Genomic DNA, 24,258 nt, shown 5'->3' on the forward strand with positions numbered 1-24,258 from the left:
CCGTCCGCGCACGACCGCACCGGTGGTGGTACGCGGACGGTTCCGCACCCGGACCCTCCCGCACCCCCGCGGGCCGCCCCGGGCCCTTCCGCACCCCCGCGGGCCGCCCCGGGCCCTTCCGCACCCCCGCGGGCCGCCCCGGGCCCTTCCGCGCCCCGGCCCGCCGCCCCGGGCGCGCCCGCTCAGGTCAGCGGTACGCGGGTCGCGTCCGTGCCCCAGCTGGCCAGCAGGCGCAGCGCCTCGGCCGACGCGGAGCCCGGCTCCGCGTGATAGGTGATCAGGTGCTGTTCGCTGTCGTCGACCAGGCCGAACGTCTCGAAGGAGAGGGCGAGCTCGCCGACGAGCGGATGGCGCATCCGCTTGGTGCCGTGGCTCTTCTCCTTGACGTCGTGCGTGGCCCACAGCCTGCGGAACGCCTCGCTCTTCACGGAGAGCTCGCCGACCAGCGCCGACAGCCGCGGATCGTCCGGATGGCAGCCGGCGTCCATCCGCAGGTAGCTGACGATGTCGGTCGCCTTCTGGTCCCAGTCCACGAACAGGTCGCGGTAGTCGGGCCTGAGGAACACCAGCCGGGCCCAGTTCCGTTCCTGCGCGGGCAGCTCCGACCAGTCGCCGAACAGGGCCGCCGCCATCCGGTTCCACGCGAGGATGTCCGAGCGCCGGCCCGAGACGTAGGCCGGGATGCCCTCCATGCTGTCCAGCAGCTGCCGCAGCCCGGTCCGCACCTGCTGCTGCCGTGCCGCCGGCCTGCGCTTGTGCTGCTTGGGCTTGGCCAGATGCGTGAGGTGCGCGTGCTCGGCGCCGTTCAGCCGCAGCGCCCGCGCGATCGAGTCCAGCACCTCCGCCGACACGTTCCGCCCGTTGCCCTGCTCCAGCCGCGTGTAGTACGCCACGGACACCCCGGCCAGCTGGGCCAGCTCCTCGCGCCGCAGTCCGGGCACCCGGCGGTGCCGTCCGAAGTCCGGCAGCCCCACGTCCTCCGGCTTCAGCCGGGCCCGCCGGGACCGCAGGAACTCGCTGAGCTCGGCCCGGCGGTCCAGCGCCGCCCGGCCCGGCTCCAGGGGCCCCGCTACGGGCTCGGGCAGTTCGTCCATACGACCAGTATTCACGGCCCGCGGCTGGTCCTACGCTGCGAGCCTGACCCCGCCAGTGGTAGGAACAGCGGTCGTAGGCACAAGCGTGGCCTGGGTGGATGCCCGGATGTCGGGCAGGCTGGTCACCGTGCCCGGCCGAGGACGGCCGGGCACGGAATCACCAGCTAGGAGAATCGGCATGACCACTGTCGCCGCTTACGCCGCCCCCGCAGCCAAGGCGCCGCTGGAGCGCACCACGATCGAGCGCCGCGCGGTCCGCGAGTTCGACGTGCTGATCGACATCAAGTTCGCCGGCATCTGCCACTCGGACATCCACCAGGCCCGCGAGGGCTGGGGCCAGGCCATCTTCCCCATGGTCCCCGGTCACGAGATCGCGGGTGTCGTCTCCGAGGTCGGCCCCGGCGTGACCCGGTTCGCCGTCGGCGACCGGGTGGGCGTCGGCTGCATGGTCGACTCCTGCCGGGAGTGCGACAACTGCAAGGCGGGCCTGGAGCAGTACTGCACCGACGGCGCCACCATGACGTACAACGGCGTCGGCCGGGACGGGCAGCCGACCTACGGCGGCTACTCCGAGAAGGTCGTCGTCGACGAGAACTACGTCGTCCGCATCCCCGACGGCCTCAAGCTGGACGAGGCCGCGCCGCTGCTGTGCGCCGGCGTCACCCTGTACTCGCCGCTGCGGCACTGGAACGCCGGCCCCGGCAAGAAGGTCGCCATCCTCGGCATGGGCGGCCTCGGCCACATGGGCGTCAAGATCGCGCACGCGCTCGGCGCCGAGGTGACCGTGCTGTCGCAGTCCCTGCGCAAGCAGGAGGACGGCCTGAAGCTGGGCGCCGACCACTACTACGCCACCAGCGACCCGAAGACCTTCGAGGAGCTGCGCGGCAGCTTCGACCTGATCGTCTCCACGGTGTCGGCGCCGCTCGACTTCGGCACGTACCTGTCCCTGCTGAAGTCCGACGGCGCGCTGGTGAACGTGGGCGCCCCCGAGGAGCCGATCTCCCTCAACCTCTTCTCGCTGATCGGCGGCCGCAAGACGCTGGCCGGATCCAGCATCGGCGGCATCCGCGAGACCCAGGAGATGCTGGACTTCTGTGCGGAGCACGGCTTCGGCGCCGAGATCGAACTGGTCCGCGCCGACGAGATCAACGAGGCGTACGAGCGGGTGCTCGCCAGCGATGTGCGCTACCGGTTCGTGATCGACGTCGCGACGATCTGACCGCGCCGTCTGCCGCCTGCCGCCTGTCGCGCGTCGCCCCCGGCCCGGCCGCCCGCCCGCCCCTCACCCGGGGAGGCGGGCGGCCGGGCCGGCGGCGCTCAGAAGACGCCCTGGCCCGGGACCAGGATCCCGCGCGGGTCGTACGTACGCTTCGCCGCCTTCAGCCGCGGCCAGGCCGGGCCGAAGTGGGCCCGCCAGTCCGCGCGGGTGAAGGGGATGCTGCCGACCGGGTACTGGGTGCCGCCGGCCGCGGCGGTCGCCTCGTAGGCGGAGCGGTTGGCCGCCAGCAGGCGGTCGACGGCGGCGGTGTCGTCCGGCGGCGCGGCGCGCAGCACCCCGAGGAGGTACGGCAGACGGTCGTCGGAGGTGCGCAGCAGCGGGGTGGTCAGCCGGTCCCGGCGCAGCGGGTAGAGCAGGACGACGCCGGGACCCAGGTCGGCCGGGGTGAGGGCGTCCAGCACCCGGCCGGCGAGCGCGGCGGCGGACGTCCCGGGCAGCAGCAGGTTGAGCCACGGGTGGGCGTACGACCACAGGCCCGCCGCCTTCAGCGCGGCCACGGCCGGGGCCAGCCGGTCGAGGAAGTCGTAGTAGGCCAGGTCGGCGCGCTCGACCCGGGCCGGGTCGTGGCGCAGGCCGCGCAGCAGGGCGGTGTCGTCGGGCGCGGGTCCGGCCGGCGGGCCGTAGGCCACCGCCTCCAGGAGGTACGAGCGGAAGGCGCCGTCGGCGTCCGCGACGACCTGGCCCTCGACGTAGTCGAAGCGGTCCTCCTCGACGAGGACGCGCTGGTCGTCGAGGAAGGTCTCCAGGTCGTCGTACGACAGCAGGTAGTGGCGTACGGTCTCCGGCGCGCGCACCAGCCGCAGCGTCGCCTCGACGACGACACCGCACTGGCCGAGCCCGGCCAGGACGGCGTGGAAGAGGTCGGGGCGCCGGGTGGGGGAGCAGCGGACGGCCTCGCCCGCTCCGGTGACGACCAGGAGTTCGGTGACGTTGTCGACCTGGGCGCCGTGCCGGTGGGTCTGGCCGCCCAGCCCGCCCACGGACAGGGTGCCGCCGACGGAGAGTTCGAGATAGTCGGTGAAGACGGGCGGGGTGAGCCCGTGGGCGGTCGTCGCCCGGGCGACGTCGCTCCACCGGGCGCCCGTCCCGACGGTGACGGTGGTGCTGTCCGGCCCCACGTGACCGATGTCCGCGAGGGTCGCGGTCTCGATGACCAGACCGCCCGTCACCTGCGCCTGACCGAAGGTGGCGTGTCCCTGCCCGCGCGGCGCGACCGGCAGGCGCCGCTCGTCGCAGAACCGGACCATGGCGACGACGTCGCGGACCGAACCCGGGCGCAGGACGGCGACGGGACGGTGGTGCACCACGTGCCCGTAGTCGTCGGCGGTGGCGGCGAGCGACGGCTCGTCCGTGACGAGTGTTCCGTCCAGCCGGGGGATCCCGGCCGTGCCGGGACCGGGGACCGATCCGGCCGCGGCCCAGGCGCGGGTACCGGGATCGAAGCCGATCACCGCCGTCCCGGTGACGGCGAGTCCGCGCAGCACGGCACGTCTTGACGGGGTGTGAGCCATCCGCCCCTACCACCTTCCAGCCGATCCGAAATGGTCAAATCCCGGTCAGCGTAGGTCAGTTGACCACGCCGGGCGCAGGTTTCGACCACCCCGGGCGAGCCGGTGTCAGGGGCTGCCGCGACCGTTTCCGCGCACCGCGTGAGGGCCGGGGGTCCGGCGCCCGGCGTTCAGTGCGGGAGCGTCGCCGGGGTGCCGCCGTTCGCCTCGAAGCCCCCCACCGCCAGTGCCCGGTACGTCGCGAAATCGGCGGCCGGGTCGGCGGACAGGGACCACGGGAGGGCACCCACATGGCCGTCGACGTATATCAGCTGGGTCATCGCCTCGGACCAGCGTTCGGCGCGGACCAGGAAGTAGACGAGGAGGTGACGGACGTGCGCCAGCATCGGGTCGTCGGGACGGGCCGCGTGCACCGAGAACAGCGCGCCGTGGATCGCCCTGGTCACGACCTCGCTCTGGTAGAAGCTGTTGACCAGGTTCAGCTCGGGCAGGTGCTCGAAGACCGCGAAGAGCGGCATGGCGGCCAGCAGCGAGCCCTCGGGGGCGCGGGCCGCCGCGGACTCGGCGAAGGAGTACGCCAGCTCGCGCGAACCGTGCCACTTCTCGCACCAGTGGTGCAGCGCCGCCAGGTGCGCGCCCATGTGCGCCGGGGCGCGGTCCAGGATCTTCAGCCACAGCTGCTCGAACTCGGGCTGGGTGTACGCCAGCCCGCGGGCCACCGACAGCTCGACGATGTACGGGACCGGGTCGCCGGGGGCGAGCAGCGCCGCCTGCCCGCAGGCGTCCCTGGCCTCCTCCATGATGATCCGGAACTCCTCCGTCCCCGGCGTCGACGTCCGCCACGCCTGCTGCACCAGGAACTCGGCGTGCACCGCCGCACCGCCCGCGTCCTTGGGCGCCTCGGCCCGCCACACCCGCAGCCACTGTCCGCCCGGCGTCTCGCTCACCCCGCCGGGACGCTGCAGCAGCTCCAGCGAGGCCGCCCCCGCGAGGGACTGCACGCGCTGCCAGCGCAGCTCACCCTCCGTCTCGGTGCCGGCCAGCAGTTGCTGCGCCGCCCGGTAGTCCTGGGTGCGCTGCACCAGGTCCAGGACGTCGACGAGGTCCTTGTCGCGGCCGGGCAGACGGATGTCCAGCGCCTCCTCGCGCACGAACCCGTACCTCGCCGGATCGGCGGCGTCCGGATGTCCGGGGGCCACCTGCTCGATCCGGGCGCGCCTGCGCAGCAGGAAGGGGCTCAGCGCGAAGCCCAGCATGACCAGCGCCATCAGGACCCAGAGAATCTCCATGGCTCAAGCGAACCAGACGGCGCCGACAATTGGCCAACCCGTTCGACGAACGACGTCGCCGCCACGGGGCCCCGCCGTCCCGCCGCCCGACACCGGCCCTCCGGGCGCACTACGCTCGGGGCCCATGAGCGACAGGCACATCAGTCAGCACTTCGAGACCCTCGCGATCCACGCGGGCAACACCGCCGACCCCCTCACCGGCGCCGTGGTCCCGCCCATCTACCAGGTCTCGACCTACAAACAGGACGGCGTCGGCGGTCTGCGCGGCGGCTACGAGTACAGCCGCAGCGCCAATCCGACCCGCACCGCCCTCGAAGAGAACCTCGCCGCCCTCGAGGGCGGCCGTCGCGGCCTCGCGTTCGCGTCCGGACTGGCGGCCGAGGACTGCCTGTTGCGTACGCTGCTGAGCCCCGGCGACCACGTGGTCATCCCGAACGACGCGTACGGCGGCACGTTCCGGCTGTTCGCGAAGGTCGTCGCCCGGTGGGGCGTGGAGTGGTCGGTGGCCGACACCAGCGATCCCGCCGCCGTACGGGCGGCCATCACGCCGCGGACCAAGGCCGTGTGGGTGGAGACCCCCTCCAACCCGCTGCTCGGCATCACCGACATCGCCGCCGTCGCCCAGATCGCCCGTGACGCGGGCGCCCGGCTGGTCGTCGACAACACCTTCGCCACGCCGTACCTCCAGCAGCCGCTGGCGCTCGGCGCGGACGTCGTGGTGCACTCCCTGACCAAGTACATGGGCGGCCACTCGGACGTCGTCGGCGGCGCGCTGATCGTCAACGACGCCGGGCTGGGCGAGGAGCTCGCCTACCACCAGAACGCGATGGGCGCGGTCGCCGGGCCCTTCGACTCCTGGCTGGTGCTGCGCGGCACCAAGACGCTGTCGGTGCGCATGGACCGGCACAGCGAGAACGCCACGAAGATCACCGACATGCTCACCCGGCACCCGCGCGTGACGCGTGTGCTCTACCCGGGCCTGCCCGAGCACGCCGGGCACGAGGTCGCCGCCAAGCAGATGAGGGCGTTCGGCGGCATGGTGTCCTTCCAGGTCGAGGGCGGCGAGGAGGCGGCGGTCGAGGTCTGCAACCGGGCCAAGGTGTTCACGCTCGGCGAGTCCCTCGGCGGCGTCGAGTCGCTGATCGAGCACCCCGGGCGCATGACGCACGCCTCCGCGGCGGGCTCGGCCCTGGAGGTGCCCGCCGATCTCGTACGCCTCTCCGTGGGCATCGAGAACGTCGAGGACCTGCTGGAGGACCTCCAGCAGGCCCTGGACCGCTCCTAGCGGTTCACCAGCCGGTCAGTGGTGGAGTCGTGTCCGAGGGCGGCTCCACCCAGGGCCGGGCGGTCAGCGCCCAGACCGTGAACGCCAGCACCCCGGCGAGCAGCAGCAGCCACAGCAGGCGGCGCACGCGCGTCCTGCGCCGCAGGATGCGACTGCCCCGGCGTACGGCGTCCGCGTGCAGGCCGGGCGGCAGCCGGGGCGGGGTCCGTTCCATGATCCGCCGCGCCGCCGCCTCCCGCTCGGGCCGGTTCACCGGCGCCTCCCCGCGCGCGGCCGCCCCGCCCCGGGGGCCGTCACGACGGGGCCACCTTCGCCCCGGCCACCGTCGGCGCCGCGCTCCTGGGCGGGTGCAGCAGGGTGGCCGTCGCCCGGTCGCAGATCGCGTGGACGCGTTCGACGGGCAGCCCGAGCAGCGACGCCGCCTGTTCCTCGGCGACCCCCTCGTACAGTCGCAGGACCAGGATCAGACGCTCCTGCGCCGTGAGGACGGCCAGCGCGCTCGCGGGGTGCTCGCGGGCGCGACGGCCGATACCGAGAACGCCGTACCGGTGCCACGCACCGTGGGCGAACCGGGTGGCCAGACATCGGCGGGTGCGGTCGTACGGATCCTCGCCGCGCAGCCGGTCCCAGTACGCGTAGGTGTGGGCCAGGGCCAGCGTCAGCAGGCGTCGCGCGCGCGGGTTGTCGTCCGGCGCCTCCGCCGTGAGCAGCGTGGCGGTGTGCAGCAGCCGTCCGCCCGCGCCGGCCACGAACGACTCGAACTCCCGGTCCTGGCGGGCAGCTTGCGGGGCATGCCGTTCTCGCACCGTGCCTCCCGCCTGACAGCCGCCCTGAGGAAACGGTTCCCCGCCGTTGGTGAGGGAGACCCGGTCTCATATGAGGCCCGGGGCGGCCTTTCGGTCAAGGGGCGCGCACGGCCGGAAACCGCGGGCCGCGCGTCCCGGTACGGGAGACCGCCGCGGCCCGGCGTGCCGGCTGCGGTTCAGGAAGCGGGCTGCGGGTTGGAGCCCGCGATCGCCTGGGGCGCCATCCGGGCGGAGAGCGCGCTGTTGAAACGGGTCAGCAGCGAGCAGAACGCCTCACGCTCCTCGGGCGCCCAGTCGTGCGTCAGCTCGGCCATCAACTGACGCCTCGACGAGCGCACTTCCTCCAGTCGCGCCAGCCCCCGCGGGGACAGCTGGAGCACCACCGCGCGCCCGTCCTCCGGGTGCGAGGTGCGCTTGACCAGGCCGGTGTCCACCAGCGGGGCCACCTGCCGGGTGACGGTCGAGGAGTCGATGCCCATGCTCGCGGCGAGCGCCTTGACGCCCATCGGGCCTTCGTTGTCCAGCCGGTTGAGCAGGAGGTACGCGGCGCGGTCCATGGAGTTGCGCACCTGCCCCACGCCACCGAGCCGGGTCTGTTCGGCACGGCGGGCGAACACCGCCACCTCGTGCTGGAGGGTCTCCAGAAGGCCGGGGTCACCGAGGGTCGTCATGTCCATCGACATTTCGGGTGTTGTGGGCATGGCCGCGGACTCACTTCATGAAGGGTGCTGGGATGTGGGGGACAGGGTACGCGGCCGAAGGGCGAGCCGTACCGGCGCTGAGGAAACCAGTCTCGGTGGTTGGTCACAAAGGAACGCTCCGTGTGTGAACTGCGAGACTTGAGACATGAACTACCGCAAGGCCGACCCCTTGCCGCCGGTCACCCTGGACGACGTGCGCGGAGCGCAGAAGATGCTCGCGGGCGTGGCCCGCACGACCGCGATGGAAGGCAGCAGGTACCTGTCGCGGCTGGTGGGCGCGCCGGTGCACCTGAAGTGCGAGAACCTCCAGCGGACCGGGTCGTTCAAGCTGCGCGGCGCCTACGTGCGGATCGCCGGGCTGCTGCCCGAGGAGCGGGCCGCCGGTGTCGTCGCCGCCAGCGCGGGCAACCACGCGCAGGGCGTCGCGCTGGCGTCGTCGCTGCTCGGGGTGCGTTCCACCGTGTTCATGCCCAAGGGCGCCCCACTGCCGAAGATCAGCGCGACCCAGCACTACGGCGCCGAGGTGCGGCTGCACGGACAGGTGGTCGACGAGACGCTGGCCGCCGCCCAGGAGCACGCGGACAGGACGGGCGCGGTGTTCATCCACCCCTTCGACCACCCCGACATCATCGCGGGCCAGGGCACGGTGGGCCTGGAGATCCTGGACCAGTGCCCCGAGGTGCGCACGATCGTGGTCGGGATCGGCGGCGGCGGTCTGGCGGCCGGGGTCGCGGTCGCGGTGAAGGCGCTGCGGCCGGACGTGCGGATCGTCGGTGTGCAGGCGGAGGGCGCGGCGGCCTATCCGCCCTCGCTGGCCGCCGGACGCCCGGTGTCGATCGAGAACCCGGCCACCATGGCCGACGGCATCAAGGTGGGCCGGCCCGGTGACGTGCCCTTCGGGATCGTCGACACGCTGGTGGACGAGGTCCGCACGGTCGGCGAGGACGCCCTGTCGACCGCGCTGCTGCACTGCCTGGAGCGGGCCAAACTGGTCGTCGAACCCGCCGGGGCGAGTCCGGTCGCGGCACTGCTGAGCGAGCCCGAGGCCTTCGAGGGGCCGGTGGTGGCGCTGCTGTCGGGCGGCAACGTCGACCCGCTGCTGCTCCAGCGGATCCTGCGGCACGGCATGGCCGCGCAGGGCCGCTACCTCGCGGTCACCGTACGCCTGACGGACCGGCCGGGTGCCCTCGCGGGGCTCCTGGGCGTGCTGTCGGTGGCCGACGCCAACGTCCTGGACGTGAGCCACGTACGGACCGACCCGCGGCTCGGCCTCGCGGAGGCGGAGGTGGAGCTGCACCTGGAGACGAAGGGCGCGGAGCACTGCGCCGAGGTCGGCCGGGCCCTTCGCGAGGCGGGGTACACGGTCATCGGCTGAGACCGGGTGCGCTTCGCGGGCAGCCGGGCAGCCGGGCAGCCGGGCGTACGGGCGTACGGCGAGCGGTGGACGAGTACCGTCCGGCCGCCGTACGACGAAGCCCCCGGCGTCTCGGGGGCGCCGGGGGCTTCGTACGAGGTGAAAGGGCTCAGCCGCTGTAGGGCTCGGCCTTCAGGATGCGCACCGACGCCTTCTTGCCGTTGGGCAGCTCGTACTCCGCGTCCTCGCCGACCTTGTGGCCGATCACGCCGGAACCCAGCGGGGACTGCGGCGAGTAGGTCTCGATGTCGGCGCTCGCGTACTCGCGCGAGGCGAGCAGGAACTGCATCGTGTCGTCCTCGTCGCCGTCGAAGGCGATCGTCACGACCATGCCGGGCGCGACCGTGCCGTCCGCCGAGGTCGGGGCCTCGCCCACCTGGGCGTTCTCCATGAGCTGGGTCAGCTGGCGCACGCGGAGCTCCTGCTTGCCCTGCTCCTCCTTGGCGGCGTGGTACCCGCCGTTCTCGCGCAGGTCGCCCTCCTCGCGCGCGGCCGCGATCTTGGCGGCGATCTCCGTGCGCGCGGGACCAGTAAGGTACGCAAGCTCGTCCTTGAGCTTGTTGTACGCCTCCTGGGTCAGCCAGGTGACGTTCTCGCTGGTCTGGGTCACAGGGTGCTCCTCGTCGGTACAGGGAATACAAAGCATCGCCCTCCCCACAAGAATGGTCCCTCACGGATGGGCGAAACCACGAGCCTAACAATTCATGGCCCGTAGGGGGAGGACATAAGCCACCAGAATTCTGTCGGCGCAGGTCAGCGGCTACGCATTCCGGAGGATGCGCACCTCGTCAGCCGGTAGCGGCCGATGTCGGCCGGTACCGGCCGGTAGAGGCCGGTTCCGGCGGTGGGCGGCCGGTGTCAGCCGGTGTGACACCCGAGGAGCTGGGCCGTGGTGCCGGGGGCCGTCGTACGCAGGGTGACGACCTTGTCGATCCGCGTGGCCGAGCCGGAGAAGCGGAAGTCCGCCCGGCCGACCTCGGAGCCGTCGGCGGCCTGGGAGCGCAGCGTGCAGTAGCCGTCGGCGCCCGCGTCCTTGTGCACCTCGAGATGGACCTTCACCGCGTGCGCCGAGGCGTCGAAGGTGATCACCTGGGCGCTGATCTCGTTCTGGACCACGTAGTGGTAGCCGAGGAAACCGATCAGGGCCAGCAGCGCGGCGCCGAGCACGGCCCCGACGAGCTTGAGCGTGCGGTCGGCCCGCTCGTCCGAGGAACGGCCGTAACGGCCCTCGGGCAGTCCCGTGCTCGCCGTGCTCATGATCGTCCTCTCGGCAACGCCCTCGGCGGTGTCGGATGAAGCTCCGAAAGTGCCCTCCGGAGCGGGGCCCCGGAATTATTCGTCCCCCGATTCGGTCACTATAGAAGCCGCCCGCCCGCGGCCCGACCGCCACCCCACAACGACCTCCCCTGCGGGCCGGCACCCACCGACCTGCACCCGTGCCCAGCGGGGGCCGACCACCGAGGAATGAGTCTTGACTGACCAGCTGCGACTGATGGCCGTGCACGCGCACCCCGACGACGAGTCGAGCAAGGGCGCGGCCACCATGGCGAAGTACGTGTCCGAGGGGGTGGACGTGCTGGTCGTGACCTGCACGGGCGGGGAACGCGGCTCCATCCTCAACCCGAAGCTCCAGGGCGACAAGTACATCGAGGAGAACATCCACGAGGTGCGCCGCAAGGAGATGGACGAGGCCCGGGAGATCCTCGGCGTCAAGCAGGAGTGGCTCGGCTTCGTCGACTCCGGCCTGCCCGAGGGCGACCCGCTGCCCCCGCTGCCCGAGGGCTGTTTCGCCCTGGAGGACGTCGACAAGGCGGCCGGCGAGCTGGTCAAGCAGATCCGCTCGTTCCGTCCCCAGGTGATCACCACCTACGACGAGAACGGCGGCTACCCGCACCCCGACCACATCATGACCCACAAGATCTCGATGGTGGCGTTCGAGGGCGCGGCGGACGCCGAGAAGTACCCCGAGAGCGAGTACGGCCCGGTCCACCGCCCGCTCAAGCTGTACTACAACCAGGGCTTCAACCGTCCGCGCACCGAGGCGCTGCACCGGGCGCTGCTGGACCGGGGCATGGAGTCGCCGTACGGGGACTGGCTCAAGCGCTGGAGCGAGTTCGAACGCACCGAGCGCACGCTCACCACGCACGTTCCGTGCGCCGACTTCTTCGAGATCCGCGACAAGGCGCTGATCGCGCACGCCACGCAGATCGACCCCGACGGCGGCTGGTTCCGGGTGCCGCTGGACCTCCAGAAGGAGGTCTGGCCGACGGAGGAGTACGAGCTGGCGAAGTCCCTCGTGGACACCTCCCTCCCCGAGGACGACCTCTTTGCGGGCATCCGCGACAATGCCTGACATGAGCGCAAGCGTGAGTCTGGCAGTGACGCACCTCGTCCCCCTCGCCAAGGAGGTCGACGAGAACAAGGTCACCCCCGGCGTCCTCGGTTTCATCGTCTTCGCGGTGATGGCCCTGGCGGTGTGGGCCCTGATGAAGTCCATGAACAAGCACATGGGCAAGGTCGACTTCAAGGAGTCCCCGGACGCGGACTCCGCGGCCGAGGCCGGCTCCCGGGCGACGGCGGCCGCTCAGGCCGAGCCCCGGCAGGGCTGACCGGCCCCGGTCGGGCCGGACCGGGCGGGGGCGGCGATCCCACCGCCCCGCGCCCGGCCGTCCCACCGTCCCGCGTCCGCGGGAGTCACTGCGCGGCTCGTGTCCCCGCCGGTACCGGTACGCCCATCACCTCGCGGGCGTGCCGGTCGGGGACCATGCCCAGGCGCCATGCCTGCCAGTCCGCCTCCGGGCTCACGCCCCGCTCCAGCAGCAGCCGGTACGCCTCCAGGCAGCCGGTCAGTTTCGCGTCGCGCAGCGGGTGGTCCGAGCCGGTGAGCCGGGTCACCTCCCGCAGGGCCGCCGCGGTGCCGGCCTCGGCCCCGGCGGGGTCGGTGTGCGGCAGCAGGGTGCAGCGCAGGAAGGCGGCCCAGTCGGCACCGCGCAGATCGCCGTACGAGGTGAACAGGGCGGTGGCCTCCTCGCACAGCGCCAGGGCCTGCCGGTCACGGGCGTTGCCCGCGTCGACGACCGCCAGTTCCAGGCAGGTCCAGGCCTCCCCGTGGGCGACGCCGATGCGCTGGAAGTCGGCGCGGGCGTCGACGAGGAGCTGACGGGCGAAGCCGGAGTTGCGCAGCGAGCCGGTCTGCGCGGCGCGCTGGTCCCGGGTCACCCGGGCCGAGTGGTGGCGGGCGCAGGCCAGGCCGTAGACGTCGCGCATCCGGGAGAACATCGTGCGGGAACGTTCCAGCGCGCGCAGCGCGCGGTCCAGGTCGCCGGTCTCCTCCAGCGACTGGCCGAGGTAGTAGAGGGTCCAGGCCTCGCCGCGGGCGTCCTCGTTGTCGCGGTGCCGGTCGGCCGCCCGGCGCAGGCCGTCCACCGCGGGCGAGGGATCACCGGCCACCAGCCGGGCCCGCGCCAGCTGGGTCAGCGCCCAGGCCTCGCCGCGGGCGTCGCGGGTGCGGCCGTACAGGTCGAGGGCCTTGCCGAGCTCCGCCTCCGCGCGCGGTACGTCGCCCATGCGCAGCCCGAGCTGGCCGAGCTGGAAGTGGGCCCACGCCTCGCCGTGCACGGAACCGCCCTCGCGGTGCAGCACCAGGGAGCGGGTCAGCAGGTCGAGGGCCTCGGCGAGGCGGGCGCGGTCGCGTTCCACGGCGGCCAGCGCGTGCATGGTCCAGGCGCGGTCGGTGGCGAGTGCCGGGTCCGTCTGGAGGGCCAGGGCCTCCCGCAGTCGCGCCGCCGCCTCGGTCAGCAGGCCCTGGTGGTGCAGCGTGATGCCCAGCGAGCACAGGGCACGGGCGGCGCCGGCGTCGTGGTGGGCCTCCCGGTAGAGGTCGACGACGGACGCGAGGGTCGTACGGGCCTTGTCGAGTTCGCCGAGCTGGCGGGCCGCGATGCCGGTGCGCCACTGCACCGAGCGGACCAGCAGCCCCTGGTCGACGGACTGGGCCAGTTCGCTGATCTCGCCCAGCCGGTAGAGGTCGCCGCGCAGCAGGCAGTAGTCGCACAGCGCGCCGAGCAGGTTCTGCACCGCGGCCTGGTCCACGCCCTCCGCGTGCCGCAGGGTCGCGGTGATGAAGCTCGACTCGTCGTCCAGCCAGCGCAGTGCCTCGTCGAGGGAGGTGAAGCCGTGCGGGCTGAACCGGTCCGAGCGGGTGGACATGTTGCCGTCGACGAGCCGCAGCACCGAGTCGGCCAGCTCGGCGTAGCTGACGATCAGCCGTTCCTGCGCGGCCGTGCGCTCGGCCGGTTCCTCCTCGTCGAGGAGGCGGGCCTGGGCGAAGGCGCGGACCAGGTCGTGCAGCCGGTAGCGGTCGCCGCGCACATGGTCGATCAGGCCCGCCCGGGCGAGCGCCTCGAGCAGCCGGGAGGCCTCCTGCCGGTCGGTGGCCAGCAGCGCGGCGGCGGCCGCCGCGCCGAGCGAGGCCCGGCCGGCCAGGGCCAGCCGTCTGAGCAGCCTGCGGGCCGGGTCCGGCTGGTCGGTGTAGCGCAGCCACAGGGCCCGTTCGACCGGTTCGACCGGGCCGTACGCGCTCAGGTCGGTGGCGAGCCGCCGGGGCGAGCGCGGGCCGAGCGCGGAGCCCGCGATCCGCAGGGCCAGCGGCAGCGCGCCGCACAACCGGCTTATCAGGTCGGCCGACTCGGCGTCGTAGGGCCCTGAGCTGTCCTGCGCGGCCGCCCCGAGCAGCGCCTCCGCGCCCGCCGCGTCCAGGGCCCGTACCGGCAGCCGGTGCACCCAGGCGGTCAGCTCGGCGGGCAGCTCCAGCGGCTCGCGGGCGGTGACCAGCACCAGGCTGTCGGAGCGCTCGGGGACCAGCGTGCGGATCTGCTCGGGGTCGCGGGCGTCGTCCAGGATCACGGTGACGGGCAGCCCGGTCAGATGCTGGTGGTAGAGCTCGGTCAGCCGTTTGACCTGCTGTTCGGGGGAGACGCGCTCCCGGAACAGCAACTGCTCGCGGGGCGCGCCGAGCCGGTTGAGCAGATGCAGCAGCGCGTCCCGGGTGGGCAGCGGCTGTTCCTGCGCGCTGTCGCCGCGCAGATCGACCACGCACGCGCCCCGGAACTGGTCCTTCAGGTCGTGGGCGGCACGGACCGCGAGGGTGGTACGACCGCTGCCGGGCGCCCCGTGCAGCACGACGACCGTGGGCCGGGTCTCGGAGCTCGCACGGGCCGCCTGCACCCACTGCCGGAGCTGCGCCAGCTCCGTCCGTCGGCCGGCGAACGGCCCGCCGGGCTCGGGCAGTTGCCCGAAGGACTGGCCCAGCACGCTACGGCCGCGCGCGGCCGCGCTCTTGTCCGTCCCACGCAGCTGCGGGCCCGTCTTCTTCGGGCCGGTGGAGGCGCTCAGCACCCGCTGCTGGTCCAGGAACGGACGGATCCCGCGTACCTCCAGCGCCGTCAGCCACTGCAACCTCAGCTGTTCGGGGCCGCCCGGCTGGCCCACGGCTCCCGCCCGGTGGTGTGCCGCCGGCAGATGGGAACCGGCCACCTTCACGACGGTCGCCGCCGCGCCGACCACGCCGACGGTGGCGCCCGCGGCCAGCGCCGTGCCCGTGCCGGTGCCCAGGGCCAGGTCGCTGACGGCGGCCGCGACCGCGGCGACGGCCGCCACCAGCAGGGGGGTCGCGCCACCCTCACGGGCGTAGCGCTGGCCGAAGCTGAGCTGTCCGGCGTGCGCCTCGTCGAGGGCGCGGGTGTAGGCCGCGTACTCCTCGGCGGCCGTCCGCGCCATGGCGTCGAGCGCGGCGCGCGCCCGCGTGATCAGGACCTGTCCGTCGGCACGGCCGCCGGAGCGCCGTACCTCCTCCTCGACGGCCCGCACGATCAGCTGCTCGGCCTCCACCCTGTGACTGTCCCTCATGCCAGGTCCCCCTCCGGCGGCGACGGTGTGCCTCGTGGTCAAGTGTGCGGCGGACGAGGCGTGGAGGGGAGAGGGCCGACGGCCCGCCGCCGGTGCGGGGCGGGAGCCGCGCCGTACCGGCGCTGTCCGTGGATCAGCGGGTACTGGGGCAGGATGGATCCCATGCCGAACCGCCTGGCTCATGAGACGTCCCCATATCTGCTCCAGCACGCCGACAACCCCGTGGACTGGTGGCCGTGGTCGGCCGAGGCCTTCGAGGAGGCCCGTACGAGCGGCAGGCCGGTCCTGCTGAGCGTCGGCTACAGCAGCTGCCACTGGTGCCATGTTCTCGCCACGGAAAGCTTCGAGGACGAGCGGACCGCCGCCTACATGAACGCGCACTTCGTCAACGTCAAGGTCGACCGCGAGGAGCGGCCCGACGTCGACGCCGTCTACATGGAGGCCGTGCAGGCGGCGACCGGGCAGGGCGGCTGGCCCATGACGGTCTTCCTGACCCCGGACGGCGAGCCCTTCTACTTCGGGACCTATTTCCCGCCCGTGCCCCGGCAGGGCATGCCGTCCTTCCGGCAGGTGCTGGAGGGGGTGCACGGCGCCTGGACCGACCGGCGGGACGAGGTCGCCGAGGTCGCCGGGAAGATCGTGCGGGACCTGGCGGCGCGGGAGATCTCCTACGGCGACGCGCGCACCCCGGGCGACGAGGAGCTCGCGCAGGCGCTGCTCGCGCTCACCCGGGAGTACGACGACCGGCGCGGCGGTTTCGGCGGGGCGCCCAAGTTCCCCCCGGCCATGGTGGTCGAGTTCTTGCTGCGCCACCACGCCCGTACCGGCTCCGAGGGCGCGCTCCAGATGGCGCAGGACACCTGTGAGCGGATGGCCCGTGGCGGTATCTACGACCAGTTGGGCGGCGGCTTCTCCCGGTACTCCGTGGACCGGGACTGGATCGTGCCCCACTTCGAGAAGATGCTCTACGACAACGCCCTTCTGTGCCGCGTCTACGCACATCTGTGGCGGACCACCGGCTCGGAGTCGGCCCGGCGGGTGGCGCTGGAGACGGCCGACTTCATGGTGCGCGAACTGCGCACGAACGAGGGCGGGTTCGCCTCCGCGCTCGACGCCGACAGCGACGACGGCGGCGGCCGGCACGTCGAGGGCGCGTACTACGTGTGGACGCCCGCGCAGCTCGCCGAGGTGCTCGGGGAGCAGGACGCCGAACTGGCCGCCGCGCACTTCGGGGTGACCGCGGAGGGTACCTTCGAGGAGGGCTCCTCCGTGCTGCAACTTCCCCAGCAGGAGGGCGTGTTCGACGCGGAGAAGGTCGCCTCGGTCCGGGCGCGGCTGCTCGCCGCCCGGGACCTGCGCCCCGCGCCGGGCCGGGACGACAAGGTGGTGGCCGCCTGGAACGGGCTCGCGATCGCCGCCCTCGCCGAGACCGGCGCCTACTTCGACCGCCCCGACCTGGTCGAGGCCGCCGTCTCCGCCGCCGATCTCCTGGTGCGGCTGCACCTGGACGAGCACGCGCGGCTCTCCCGGACCAGCAAGGACGGTCACGCCGGGGCGAACGCGGGAGTGCTGGAGGACTACGCCGATGTCGCCGAGGGCTTCCTCGCGCTGGCGTCGGTGACCGGCGAGGGGGTGTGGCTCGAATTCGCCGGGCTGCTCCTCGACCACGTACTGGCCGGATTCGTCGACCCCGGTTCGGGCGCCCTGTTCGACACCGCGGTCGACGCCGAGAAGCTGATCCGACGCCCGCAGGACCCGACCGACAACGCCACCCCGTCCGGCTGGACGGCCGCGGCGGGCGCCCTGCTGGGCTACGCGGCACAGACCGGCTCCGAGCCCCACCGGGCCGCGGCGGAACGGGCGTTGGGCGTGGTGAAGGCGCTCGGTCCGCGGGTGCCGCGGTTCATCGGCTGGGGGCTCGCGGTCGCCGAGGCGCTGCTGGACGGGCCGCGCGAGGTCGCGATCGTCGGCCCGTCGCTCGACGATCCGGCGACCCGGGCCCTGCACCGCACGGCGCTGCTGGGCACCGCCCCCGGCGCCGTGGTCGCCGTCGGGACCGCGGAGAGCGACGAGTTCCCGCTGCTGGCCGGCCGGCCGCCGGTCGGCGGCGAGGCGACGGCGTACGTCTGCCGTAACTTCGCGTGCGACGCCCCGACGACCGAAAAGGAGCGGCTGCGCGAGGCGCTGAGCGGCTGAAACATGCCGTGGGACGTTGGTTCCGACAGGGCCTAATTGGGTATCTGTTCGGACACGTCCGGCTAGTGGTGCCGTCACTCCGAAACAGGCTATTTATCGGAAGAGCACACGAAATTCACAGATCCCCCCTAGTCTCTGCACAGTAACGCGACGGTTGTGGCTCCCCGTCGCGACAGGGGGCTAGGGGATCCGGGGGGATCTGTTGCTGACGTCTGTCTTCATCGCTGCCGTTTCACTGGCACTGTTCTGGATGGCCGCCTTCACCTTGTGGTGGCAGATGCACGCGTGGCGTACGCCCGAGGTGCTCGCCTCCACCCGCTTCAGCAGACCGGACGGGGGCGAGAACCTCTCCTTCTCGCTGCTGCTGCCGGCCCGGCACGAACAGGCCGTGCTGGACCACACCATCCAGCGGCTGCTGGAATCGACCCACACCGACTTCGAGATCATCGTCATCGTCGGGCACGACGACCCGGAGACCTCGGCGGTTGCCGAGCAGGCGGCGCGGCGCGATCCGCGGGTCCGAGTGGTCGTCGACACCCATGAGAAGAAGAACAAGCCCAAGGCCATGAACACGGCGCTGCCGCACTGCCGCGGCGATGTCGTGGGGGTCTTCGACGCCGAGGACCAGGTCCACCCGGAACTGCTCGCCCATGTCGACCACGCCTTCCGCAGCACCGGCGCGGACGTCGTCCAGGGCGGGGTGCAGCTGATCAACTTCCACTCCAGCTGGTACAGCCTGCGCAACTGCCTGGAGTACTTCTTCTGGTTCCGCTCCCGGCTGCACCTGCACGCGCAGAAGGGGTTCATCCCGCTCGGCGGCAACACCGTCTTCGTGCGCACCGACGTGCTGCGCGAGGCCGACGGCTGGGACCCCGAGTGCCTCGCCGAGGACTGCGACCTCGGGGTGCGGCTGTCCAGCGTCGGCAAGAAGGTCGTCGTCGCCTACGACTCCGCGATGGTGACCCGGGAGGAGACCCCGGGCTCGCTGATGTCGCTGCTGAAGCAGCGCACCCGCTGGAACCAGGGCTTCCTCCAGGTCTACCGGAAGAAGGACTGGAAGCAGCTCCCGGGCTTCGGGCAGCGGCTGCTGGCCCGCTACACCCTCATGACGCCGTTCCTCCAGGCCTTCTCCGGGGTCATCATCCCGCTCAACGTGGCGATCGCGCTCTTCCTCGACGTGCCCGTCGGGATCGCCTTCGTCACCTTCCTCCCGGCCGTCACGGCCCTGGTCACCTTCGTCTTCGAGGTCGTCGGACTGCACGACTTCGGCAGGCAGTACGGCCTGCGCGTCCGCCTCGTCCACTACCTGAAGCTCATCGTGGGCGGGCCCTTCTACCAGGTCCTCCTCGCCGGGGCCGCCATGCGCGCCGTGTGGCGCGAGCACCGCGGCCGCAACGACTGGGAGCTGACCACGCACGTCGGCGCGCATCTCACCGCATCCGAAGTGATCCGAGAGGACGTCCACGCGTGACCTCCACCCTTCCCGCGGTGACCGCAGTCAAGGTCCCCGCGCAGCGCCGGCCTGCGCCCACGACCCGTCCGAACGGCCGCACGGAACCGCCGAGGCGGCTGCGGGCGTCCCGTCCCGACCTCCTGCTGTGCGGTGTGCTCCTCGTGGCGATCCTCGTCGTGCAGGGCTGGAACATCGCCGACTACCCGACCCTCAGCGACGACGAGGGCACCTACCTCGCCCAGGCCTGGGCCGTCCAGGAGGGCCGGGGCCTGGCCCACTACACCTACTGGTACGACCATCCGCCCCTGGGCTGGATCCAGATCGCCCTGCTCACCTGGATCCCGTCCCTGGTCAGCCCCGGCTCGATGACCGTCGGCTCGATGCGGCTGGTGATGCTGGCCGTCAGCGCGGTCAGCGCCGTACTGGTCTTCGTCCTCGCCCGACGGCTCTCCCTGCCGCGCTGGGCCGCCGGGCTCGGCATGGTCCTGTTCGGGCTCTCCCCGCTGTCCGTCGTCCTCCAGCGCGAGATCTTCCTGGACAACCTCGCCGTGATGTGGACGCTGCTGGCGTTCTGCCTCGCCGCCTCCCCGAGCCGGCATCTGTGGCACCACTTCGGCGCGGGGATCGCGGCCGCGGCAGCGGTGCTCACCAAGGAGACGATGCTCGTCCTCCTGCCCGCCGTGGTCGTCACCATGTGGCGCCACGGACACCGCGACACCCGCAAGTTCGCCCTCACCGGCGCCGTCACCGCCTGCGCCCTGATCGGCTTCTCCTACCCCCTCTTCGCCCTGCTCAAGGGCGAGTTGTTCCCCGGCGGTGGGCACGTCTCGCTCTGGGACGGCATCAAGTACCAGATGTCCAGGCCCGGTTCGGGCTTCATCCTGGACCAGGGCAGCGGCTCGTACGGGGTGCTGCACTCCTGGCTGTACTACGACCGGGTGCTGCCCCTGGGCGGTCTGGCCGGCGCGGTCCTGCTGCTGGCCACCTGGCGCTGGTCGGTCACCGCCCGCGCCCTGGCCGGACCGGCCCTCGCGGTCGCCGTCCTCACCCTGGTCGCGATGCGCCCCAGCGGCTACCTGCCCGCGATGTACGTCATCGGGGCCCTGCCGTTCCTCGCCCTGGTGCTGGTCGGCGCCACCGCGTCGGTCGCCCACGCCGTGCTGCGCCGCCGGCGCGGCGAGGGCGAGAACCGGTACGTCACCGGCGGCCGCTACGCCCTCGCCGTGGTCCTGGCCCTCGCCGCCGGGGCCTATGTGGTCCCGCGGTGGTACGACGGCGACCGCACCGCCGTCACCGCGGACGCCAACGCCCCCTACCGGGCCGCGTCCCGGTGGCTGAGCACCGAGGTGGCCGACCCGGCCGACACCCGCGTCCTGGTCGACGACGCGCTCTGGCTGGACCTGGTGCACGCCGGGTACCGGCCCGGGCTGGGCGCGATCTGGTTCTACAAGGCCGACCTCGACCCCGCGGTGACCAGGACGATGCCGCACGGCTGGCGGGACCTCGACTACGTGGTCGCCTCGCCGACCGTACGGCGCGACGCCGCCGACCTGCCCGCCGTCCAGGACGCCCTGCGGCACTCGACGCCGGTCGCCACCTTCGGCACCGGCGAGGACCGCATCGAGATCCGCCGGATCCAGACCGTCGCCGGAGGCCTGCGATGAGCCACGAACACACCGTCCCCGGCGAACTGGGCGATCCGGCCGTACAGGCCGCCGAGGTGCCGGAGCCCGGCGCCGTCACCATCGTCGTACCGACGTTCAACGAGTCCGCCAACGTCCGCCGGCTGCTGCACCTGATCACCGAGTCGGTGCCGGCCCGGCTGCCCTGCGAGGTCGTCTTCGTGGACGACTCCACCGACGACACCCCCGAGGTCATCCGCGCGGCGGCCGAGGACTGCCCGTTCCCGGTGACCGTGCTGCACCGGGACGAGCCGGTCGGCGGGCTCGGCGGGGCGGTCGTCGAGGGGCTCAGGGCGGCCGGGTCGGACTGGATCGTCGTCATGGACGGCGACTGCCAGCATCCGCCCTCCCTGGTGCCGGAGCTGGTCGCCACCGGCGAGCGGGCGCACGCCGGTCTCGTCGTCGCCTCCCGCTACATCAAGGGCGGCAGCCGGGCCGGGCTCGCGGGCAGCTACCGGGTGGCCGTCTCGCGCGGGGCGACCTGGCTGACCAAGTCGCTGTTCCCGCGTCGGCTGCACGGCATCAGCGACCCCATGAGCGGCTTCTTCGCCATCCGCCGCAGCGCGGTCACCGCCGACGTCCTCAAGCCGCTCGGCTACAAGATCCTCCTCGAACTCGCCGTGCGCAGCCGCCCCCGCCAGGTCACCGAGGTGCCCTTCGTCTTCCAGGACCGGTTCGCGGGCGAGTCCAAGTCGAGCGCGCAGGAAGGCCTGCGCTTCCTGCGCCATCTGGTCGGCCTGCGCACCGCCTCGCCGGTGGCCCGCATGATCGGTTTCGGGCTGATCGGCGCCACCGGCTTCGTGCCCAATCTGCTCGCCCTGGGGGCGCTGACCGCCGCGGGGATGCACTACGTCCCCGCGGAGATCCTCGCCAACCAGTTCGGCGTCGCCTGGAACTTCCTGCTCATCGAGCATCTGCTGTTCCGCGACCGGCGCCTGCACCGGCGCTGGTGGGACCGCGTCGGCCGGTTCGCGCTGCTCGCCAACGCCGACCTCGTACTGCGCATTCCGCTGATCGCCCTGTTCGTCGACCGGTTCGGGATGGGGGCGCTGTCCGCCACCGCCCTGGCACTGGTGACGACGTTCGTCCTGCGCTTCGCCGGTACCGAAGCGCTGGTCTACCTGCCGCGCCGGGGACGCACCGACACCCCGGCCGCGAGCCGCACAGCAAGGAGAGCCGTGTGAACCGAGTCAGCCGTGTGAACCGCCCGGGCAGGAACCGAAGAAGGACCGCGCTCGTCGGGGTGGGCACCCTGACGGCCGGGCTCCTGCTCGCCTCGCCCCAGCCCGCCTCCGCCGCCAACCTGGTCCTGAACCCCGGCTTCGAGACGGCCGGCACCGACGGGATGCCGTACTGCTGGGAGAAGTCGGGCTGGGGCGACAACGACTTCACCTTCGACACCACCACCGACGCCCACTCCGGCGCCAAGGCCATGAAGGTCACCCTGACCCGCCGGGTCGACGGCGACCGCAAGGCGCTGGTCACGGAGTCCACCGCCTGCGCCCCGGCGGTCTCGCCGGGCAAGCAGTACGACCTCTCGCTCTGGTACAAGACGACCACGCCGGACGCGGCCGTCACCCTCTTCCGGCACGACACCACCGCCGGCTGGCAGTACTGGACCGACCTCAAGACGCTGGACATGCAGGGCAACTGGACCAAGGCGTCGGTCCGCACCCCCGAGGTGCCGGCCGGCACCGACCGCATCACCTGGGGTGTCTCCGTCTACGGCACCGGCTCGGCGACCACCGACGACTACACGATGGAGCAGGTCCCCGACGTCACACCGCCGGCCGCCTGCACCGGCACCGCCGACGAGTGTGCCAACGGCCGGTGGACGGTGCTGCCCACGCAGAACCCGGTCCGCTCCATGCACTCCGTCGTCCTCAACAACGGCAAGGTGCTGCTGATCGCGGGCTCCGGCAACAGCGAGGAGCAGTTCAACGCGGGCACCTTCACCTCGGCGGTCTACAACCCGGCCGACGGCAGCTACAAGGTCATCCCCACCCCGAAGGACATGTTCTGCGCCGGGCACATCCAGCTCCAGGACGGCCGGGTGCTGGTGATGAGCGGCAACAAGGCCTTCCCGGTGGCGGGCGGCCACGGCTACGAGGGCTTCAAGGACTCCTACGTCTTCGACCCCGTCACCGAGACCTACAGCAAGACCAACGACCTCAACGACGGTCACTGGTACCCGTCGGCGACGGAGCTCGGCAACGGTGACGTCATCTCCTTCGGCGGTCTGCGCGAGGACTCCACCGGCTCGGTGACCGCCGAGCTGTGGTCGAACGCGCAGCAGAAGTGGCTGCCGCTGTCCCAGGTCAACCAGACCTGGTCGTACTGGGGCCTGTACCCGTCGATGATCCTGATGCAGGACGGCCGTCTCTTCTACTCGGGCAGCCATGTCTTCGGCAACAACATCCCCGGCACCGGCTCGGCGATCTACGACTACGACGCCAACACGATCACCCAGATCCCCGGCCTCCAGAACAAGGACCAGCGCGACCAGTCGGCGAGCGTGCTGCTGCCCCCGGCCCAGGACCAGAAGGTCCTCACCCTCGGCGGCGGCAACATCGACTCCAACCCGGACGGCAACCGGCTGACCGACGTCATCGACCTCAAGGCGGCCAACCCCGCCTACGTGGCCGGTCCGCCGCTGCCGCAGGGCACGGTGGACCTCGGCAACGGCCCGGTCGCCGAGACCGGCAACCAGGGCAAGATGTACGTCTCCGCCGTGCTGCTGCCGGACGGCAAGGTGCTGGAGACGGGCGGGGCGCTGCACAACCGCGCCGACCCGGTCTTCGAGTCGTCGCTGTACGACCCGGCGACCAACACCTTCGACCCGGTGGCCGCCGACCCCCAGGCGCGCGGCTACCACTCCTCGTCGTTCCTGCTGCCCGACGGGCGGGTGATGTCGACCGGCGACAACCCGGGCAACGGCACCTGGAACCACAACGTGTCGATCTACACCCCGCCCTATCTGCTCAAGGGCGCCCGACCGACGATCACTTCGGTCATCGACACCGAGTGGACCTACGGCGACACCCAGCGGATCACGGTCGACCGGCCTGTCGCCAAGGCCGAACTGATCCGCCCGGCCGCCGTCACCCACTCCTCCGACCCCAACCAGCGGTTCGTGGACCTGCCGTTGTCCGTCAGCGGCAACAACGTCGACCTGAACGTGACGAGCAACCCCAACCTGGCGCCGCCCGGCTGGTACATGCTCTTCGCGGTCGACGCCAACGGCGTGCCGTCGGTGGCGAAGTGGGTCCACCTCCAGGGCCCGGCGGCGCTGAACGCCACCGAAGCCTCCCCGCATGTGCACGCCTTCGCCGACTCGCTGACCGGCACGGTCACCGAGCCCGGCAAGAAGCGCGCCTCGCAGCAGGTCAGCCCGACCGTCTCCGGCTGCGACCGGCACTACGGCTCGATCAACGTGTGTGTGCCGACCGTCTTCCCGGCACAGGTGAAGAAGACGGCCGCCGCGCGCTGCGCCTGGCTGAAGACGAACCACTACGGCCGGCTGAAGGTCAACGGCAAGGACGACCCGCTGGCCCTGGACCGCGACCGGGACGGGGTCGCCTGCGGGAAGGGCGACGTGAGGAACCAGGGCCGCACCAGCGGGTGAAGAAACGGCGGGTGAGGAG

Annotated in this window: 19 protein-coding genes; 10 read left to right on the top strand and 9 right to left on the bottom strand. The window is 72.3% G+C overall.

Annotated elements, in window-relative coordinates:
• Window positions 1-182: 182 nt before the first annotated feature.
• On the bottom strand, window positions 183-1,094 hold the full coding sequence (locus ACZ60B_RS02245) for a helix-turn-helix domain-containing protein (RefSeq protein WP_469383454.1): 912 nt from the start codon (window positions 1,092-1,094) through the stop codon (window positions 183-185).
• Window positions 1,095-1,272: 178 nt separating this feature from the next.
• Here ACZ60B_RS02245 and ACZ60B_RS02250 point away from each other — a divergent pair, with 178 nt between their 5' ends.
• Complete coding sequence (locus tag ACZ60B_RS02250) at window positions 1,273-2,313, top strand: NAD(P)-dependent alcohol dehydrogenase (protein ID WP_469383455.1); 1,041 nt, start codon at window positions 1,273-1,275, stop codon at window positions 2,311-2,313.
• 98 nt (window positions 2,314-2,411) lie between these two features.
• Here ACZ60B_RS02250 and ACZ60B_RS02255 read toward each other — a convergent pair whose 3' ends face one another.
• Both ACZ60B_RS02255 and ACZ60B_RS02260 read right to left on the bottom strand, forming a co-directional pair.
• On the bottom strand, window positions 2,412-3,884 hold the full coding sequence (locus ACZ60B_RS02255) for an FAD-binding protein (protein ID WP_469383456.1): 1,473 nt from the start codon (window positions 3,882-3,884) through the stop codon (window positions 2,412-2,414).
• Window positions 3,885-4,051: 167 nt separating this feature from the next.
• Complete coding sequence (locus ACZ60B_RS02260) at window positions 4,052-5,170, bottom strand: hypothetical protein (protein WP_469383458.1); 1,119 nt, start codon at window positions 5,168-5,170, stop codon at window positions 4,052-4,054.
• Between the two features lie 124 nt (window positions 5,171-5,294).
• On the opposite strand from ACZ60B_RS02260, the gene ACZ60B_RS02265 reads away from it, so the two are divergent.
• Window positions 5,295-6,455, top strand: coding sequence for a cystathionine gamma-synthase (locus ACZ60B_RS02265; RefSeq protein WP_469383460.1), 1,161 nt, complete (start codon window positions 5,295-5,297; stop codon window positions 6,453-6,455).
• Window positions 6,456-6,459: 4 nt separating this feature from the next.
• Here ACZ60B_RS02265 and ACZ60B_RS02270 read toward each other — a convergent pair whose 3' ends face one another.
• From ACZ60B_RS02270 to ACZ60B_RS02280, 3 genes are all read right to left on the bottom strand, one after another.
• Window positions 6,460-6,708: a hypothetical protein gene (locus tag ACZ60B_RS02270; protein WP_469383462.1), complete on the bottom strand. Its 249-nt coding sequence runs from the start codon at window positions 6,706-6,708 to the stop codon at window positions 6,460-6,462.
• Window positions 6,709-6,748: 40 nt separating this feature from the next.
• Complete coding sequence (locus ACZ60B_RS02275) at window positions 6,749-7,261, bottom strand: sigma factor-like helix-turn-helix DNA-binding protein (protein ID WP_469383463.1); 513 nt, start codon at window positions 7,259-7,261, stop codon at window positions 6,749-6,751.
• A 176-nt stretch (window positions 7,262-7,437) separates the two neighbouring features.
• Window positions 7,438-7,944, bottom strand: a complete 507-nt coding sequence (locus ACZ60B_RS02280; protein ID WP_469383564.1) for a MarR family winged helix-turn-helix transcriptional regulator — start codon at window positions 7,942-7,944, stop codon at window positions 7,438-7,440.
• Between the two features lie 163 nt (window positions 7,945-8,107).
• On the opposite strand from ACZ60B_RS02280, the gene ilvA reads away from it, so the two are divergent.
• Complete coding sequence (gene ilvA, locus ACZ60B_RS02285; RefSeq protein ID WP_469383465.1) at window positions 8,108-9,337, top strand: threonine ammonia-lyase; 1,230 nt, start codon at window positions 8,108-8,110, stop codon at window positions 9,335-9,337.
• Between the two features lie 148 nt (window positions 9,338-9,485).
• Here the strand turns inward: ilvA and greA are convergent, their stop codons facing one another.
• Entirely contained in the window at window positions 9,486-9,986 is a 501-nt protein-coding gene (greA, locus tag ACZ60B_RS02290; protein WP_469383467.1) for a transcription elongation factor GreA, read from the bottom strand.
• Window positions 9,987-10,234: 248 nt separating this feature from the next.
• A complete protein-coding gene (locus ACZ60B_RS02295) occupies window positions 10,235-10,633 on the bottom strand; it encodes a DUF4307 domain-containing protein (RefSeq protein WP_469383469.1) in 399 nt (132 codons plus the stop codon).
• A 214-nt stretch (window positions 10,634-10,847) separates the two neighbouring features.
• Here ACZ60B_RS02295 and mca point away from each other — a divergent pair, with 214 nt between their 5' ends.
• Both mca and ACZ60B_RS02305 read left to right on the top strand, forming a co-directional pair.
• Window positions 10,848-11,729, top strand: a complete 882-nt coding sequence (gene mca, locus ACZ60B_RS02300) for a mycothiol conjugate amidase Mca (RefSeq protein WP_469383471.1) — start codon at window positions 10,848-10,850, stop codon at window positions 11,727-11,729.
• A complete protein-coding gene (locus ACZ60B_RS02305) occupies window positions 11,722-11,985 on the top strand; it encodes a hypothetical protein (protein ID WP_469383472.1) in 264 nt (87 codons plus the stop codon). The genes mca and ACZ60B_RS02305 overlap by 8 nt, the downstream gene beginning before the upstream one ends.
• An 85-nt stretch (window positions 11,986-12,070) precedes the next feature.
• Here the strand turns inward: ACZ60B_RS02305 and ACZ60B_RS02310 are convergent, their stop codons facing one another.
• A complete protein-coding gene (locus ACZ60B_RS02310; protein ID WP_469383474.1) occupies window positions 12,071-15,283 on the bottom strand; it encodes a tetratricopeptide repeat protein in 3,213 nt (1,070 codons plus the stop codon).
• A gap of 162 nt (window positions 15,284-15,445) precedes the next feature.
• Here ACZ60B_RS02310 and ACZ60B_RS02315 point away from each other — a divergent pair, with 162 nt between their 5' ends.
• From ACZ60B_RS02315 to ACZ60B_RS02335, 5 genes are all read left to right on the top strand, one after another.
• Window positions 15,446-17,479, top strand: coding sequence for a thioredoxin domain-containing protein (locus ACZ60B_RS02315; protein WP_469383475.1), 2,034 nt, complete (start codon window positions 15,446-15,448; stop codon window positions 17,477-17,479).
• A 202-nt stretch (window positions 17,480-17,681) separates the two neighbouring features.
• On the top strand, window positions 17,682-18,950 hold the full coding sequence (locus ACZ60B_RS02320) for a glycosyltransferase (protein ID WP_469383477.1): 1,269 nt from the start codon (window positions 17,682-17,684) through the stop codon (window positions 18,948-18,950).
• Window positions 18,947-20,596 carry an ArnT family glycosyltransferase gene (locus ACZ60B_RS02325; RefSeq protein ID WP_469383479.1) on the top strand — a complete coding sequence of 550 codons (1,650 nt, stop codon included), beginning with the start codon at window positions 18,947-18,949 and terminating at the stop codon, window positions 20,594-20,596. The genes ACZ60B_RS02320 and ACZ60B_RS02325 overlap by 4 nt, the downstream gene beginning before the upstream one ends.
• Window positions 20,593-21,798 carry a glycosyltransferase gene (locus ACZ60B_RS02330; RefSeq protein ID WP_469383481.1) on the top strand — a complete coding sequence of 402 codons (1,206 nt, stop codon included), beginning with the start codon at window positions 20,593-20,595 and terminating at the stop codon, window positions 21,796-21,798. Before ACZ60B_RS02325 ends, ACZ60B_RS02330 begins: the two co-directional genes overlap by 4 nt.
• The gene (locus tag ACZ60B_RS02335) at window positions 21,795-24,239 is read left to right on the top strand and encodes a galactose oxidase-like domain-containing protein (protein WP_469383483.1); all 2,445 of its coding nucleotides are present in this window, start codon (window positions 21,795-21,797) and stop codon (window positions 24,237-24,239) included. The genes ACZ60B_RS02330 and ACZ60B_RS02335 overlap by 4 nt, the downstream gene beginning before the upstream one ends.
• Window positions 24,240-24,258 lie beyond the last annotated feature (19 nt).

The organism is Streptomyces sp. NPDC104096 (assembly GCF_055584385.1).

Coding starts and splice junctions, on each gene's coding strand:
- ACZ60B_RS02245 (WP_469383454.1), bottom strand. CDS start 1,094: ATGGACGAACTGCCCGAGCCCGTAGCGGGGCCCCTGGAGCCGGGCCGG.
- ACZ60B_RS02255 (WP_469383456.1), bottom strand. CDS start 3,884: ATGGCTCACACCCCGTCAAGACGTGCCGTGCTGCGCGGACTCGCCGTC.
- ilvA (WP_469383465.1), top strand. CDS start 8,108: ATGAACTACCGCAAGGCCGACCCCTTGCCGCCGGTCACCCTGGACGAC.
- ACZ60B_RS02295 (WP_469383469.1), bottom strand. CDS start 10,633: ATGAGCACGGCGAGCACGGGACTGCCCGAGGGCCGTTACGGCCGTTCC.
- ACZ60B_RS02265 (WP_469383460.1), top strand. CDS start 5,295: ATGAGCGACAGGCACATCAGTCAGCACTTCGAGACCCTCGCGATCCAC.
- ACZ60B_RS02310 (WP_469383474.1), bottom strand. CDS start 15,283: ATGAGGGACAGTCACAGGGTGGAGGCCGAGCAGCTGATCGTGCGGGCC.
- ACZ60B_RS02260 (WP_469383458.1), bottom strand. CDS start 5,170: ATGGAGATTCTCTGGGTCCTGATGGCGCTGGTCATGCTGGGCTTCGCG.
- ACZ60B_RS02305 (WP_469383472.1), top strand. CDS start 11,722: ATGCCTGACATGAGCGCAAGCGTGAGTCTGGCAGTGACGCACCTCGTC.
- ACZ60B_RS02280 (WP_469383564.1), bottom strand. CDS start 7,944: ATGTCGATGGACATGACGACCCTCGGTGACCCCGGCCTTCTGGAGACC.
- ACZ60B_RS02330 (WP_469383481.1), top strand. CDS start 20,593: ATGAGCCACGAACACACCGTCCCCGGCGAACTGGGCGATCCGGCCGTA.
- ACZ60B_RS02315 (WP_469383475.1), top strand. CDS start 15,446: ATGCCGAACCGCCTGGCTCATGAGACGTCCCCATATCTGCTCCAGCAC.
- ACZ60B_RS02250 (WP_469383455.1), top strand. CDS start 1,273: ATGACCACTGTCGCCGCTTACGCCGCCCCCGCAGCCAAGGCGCCGCTG.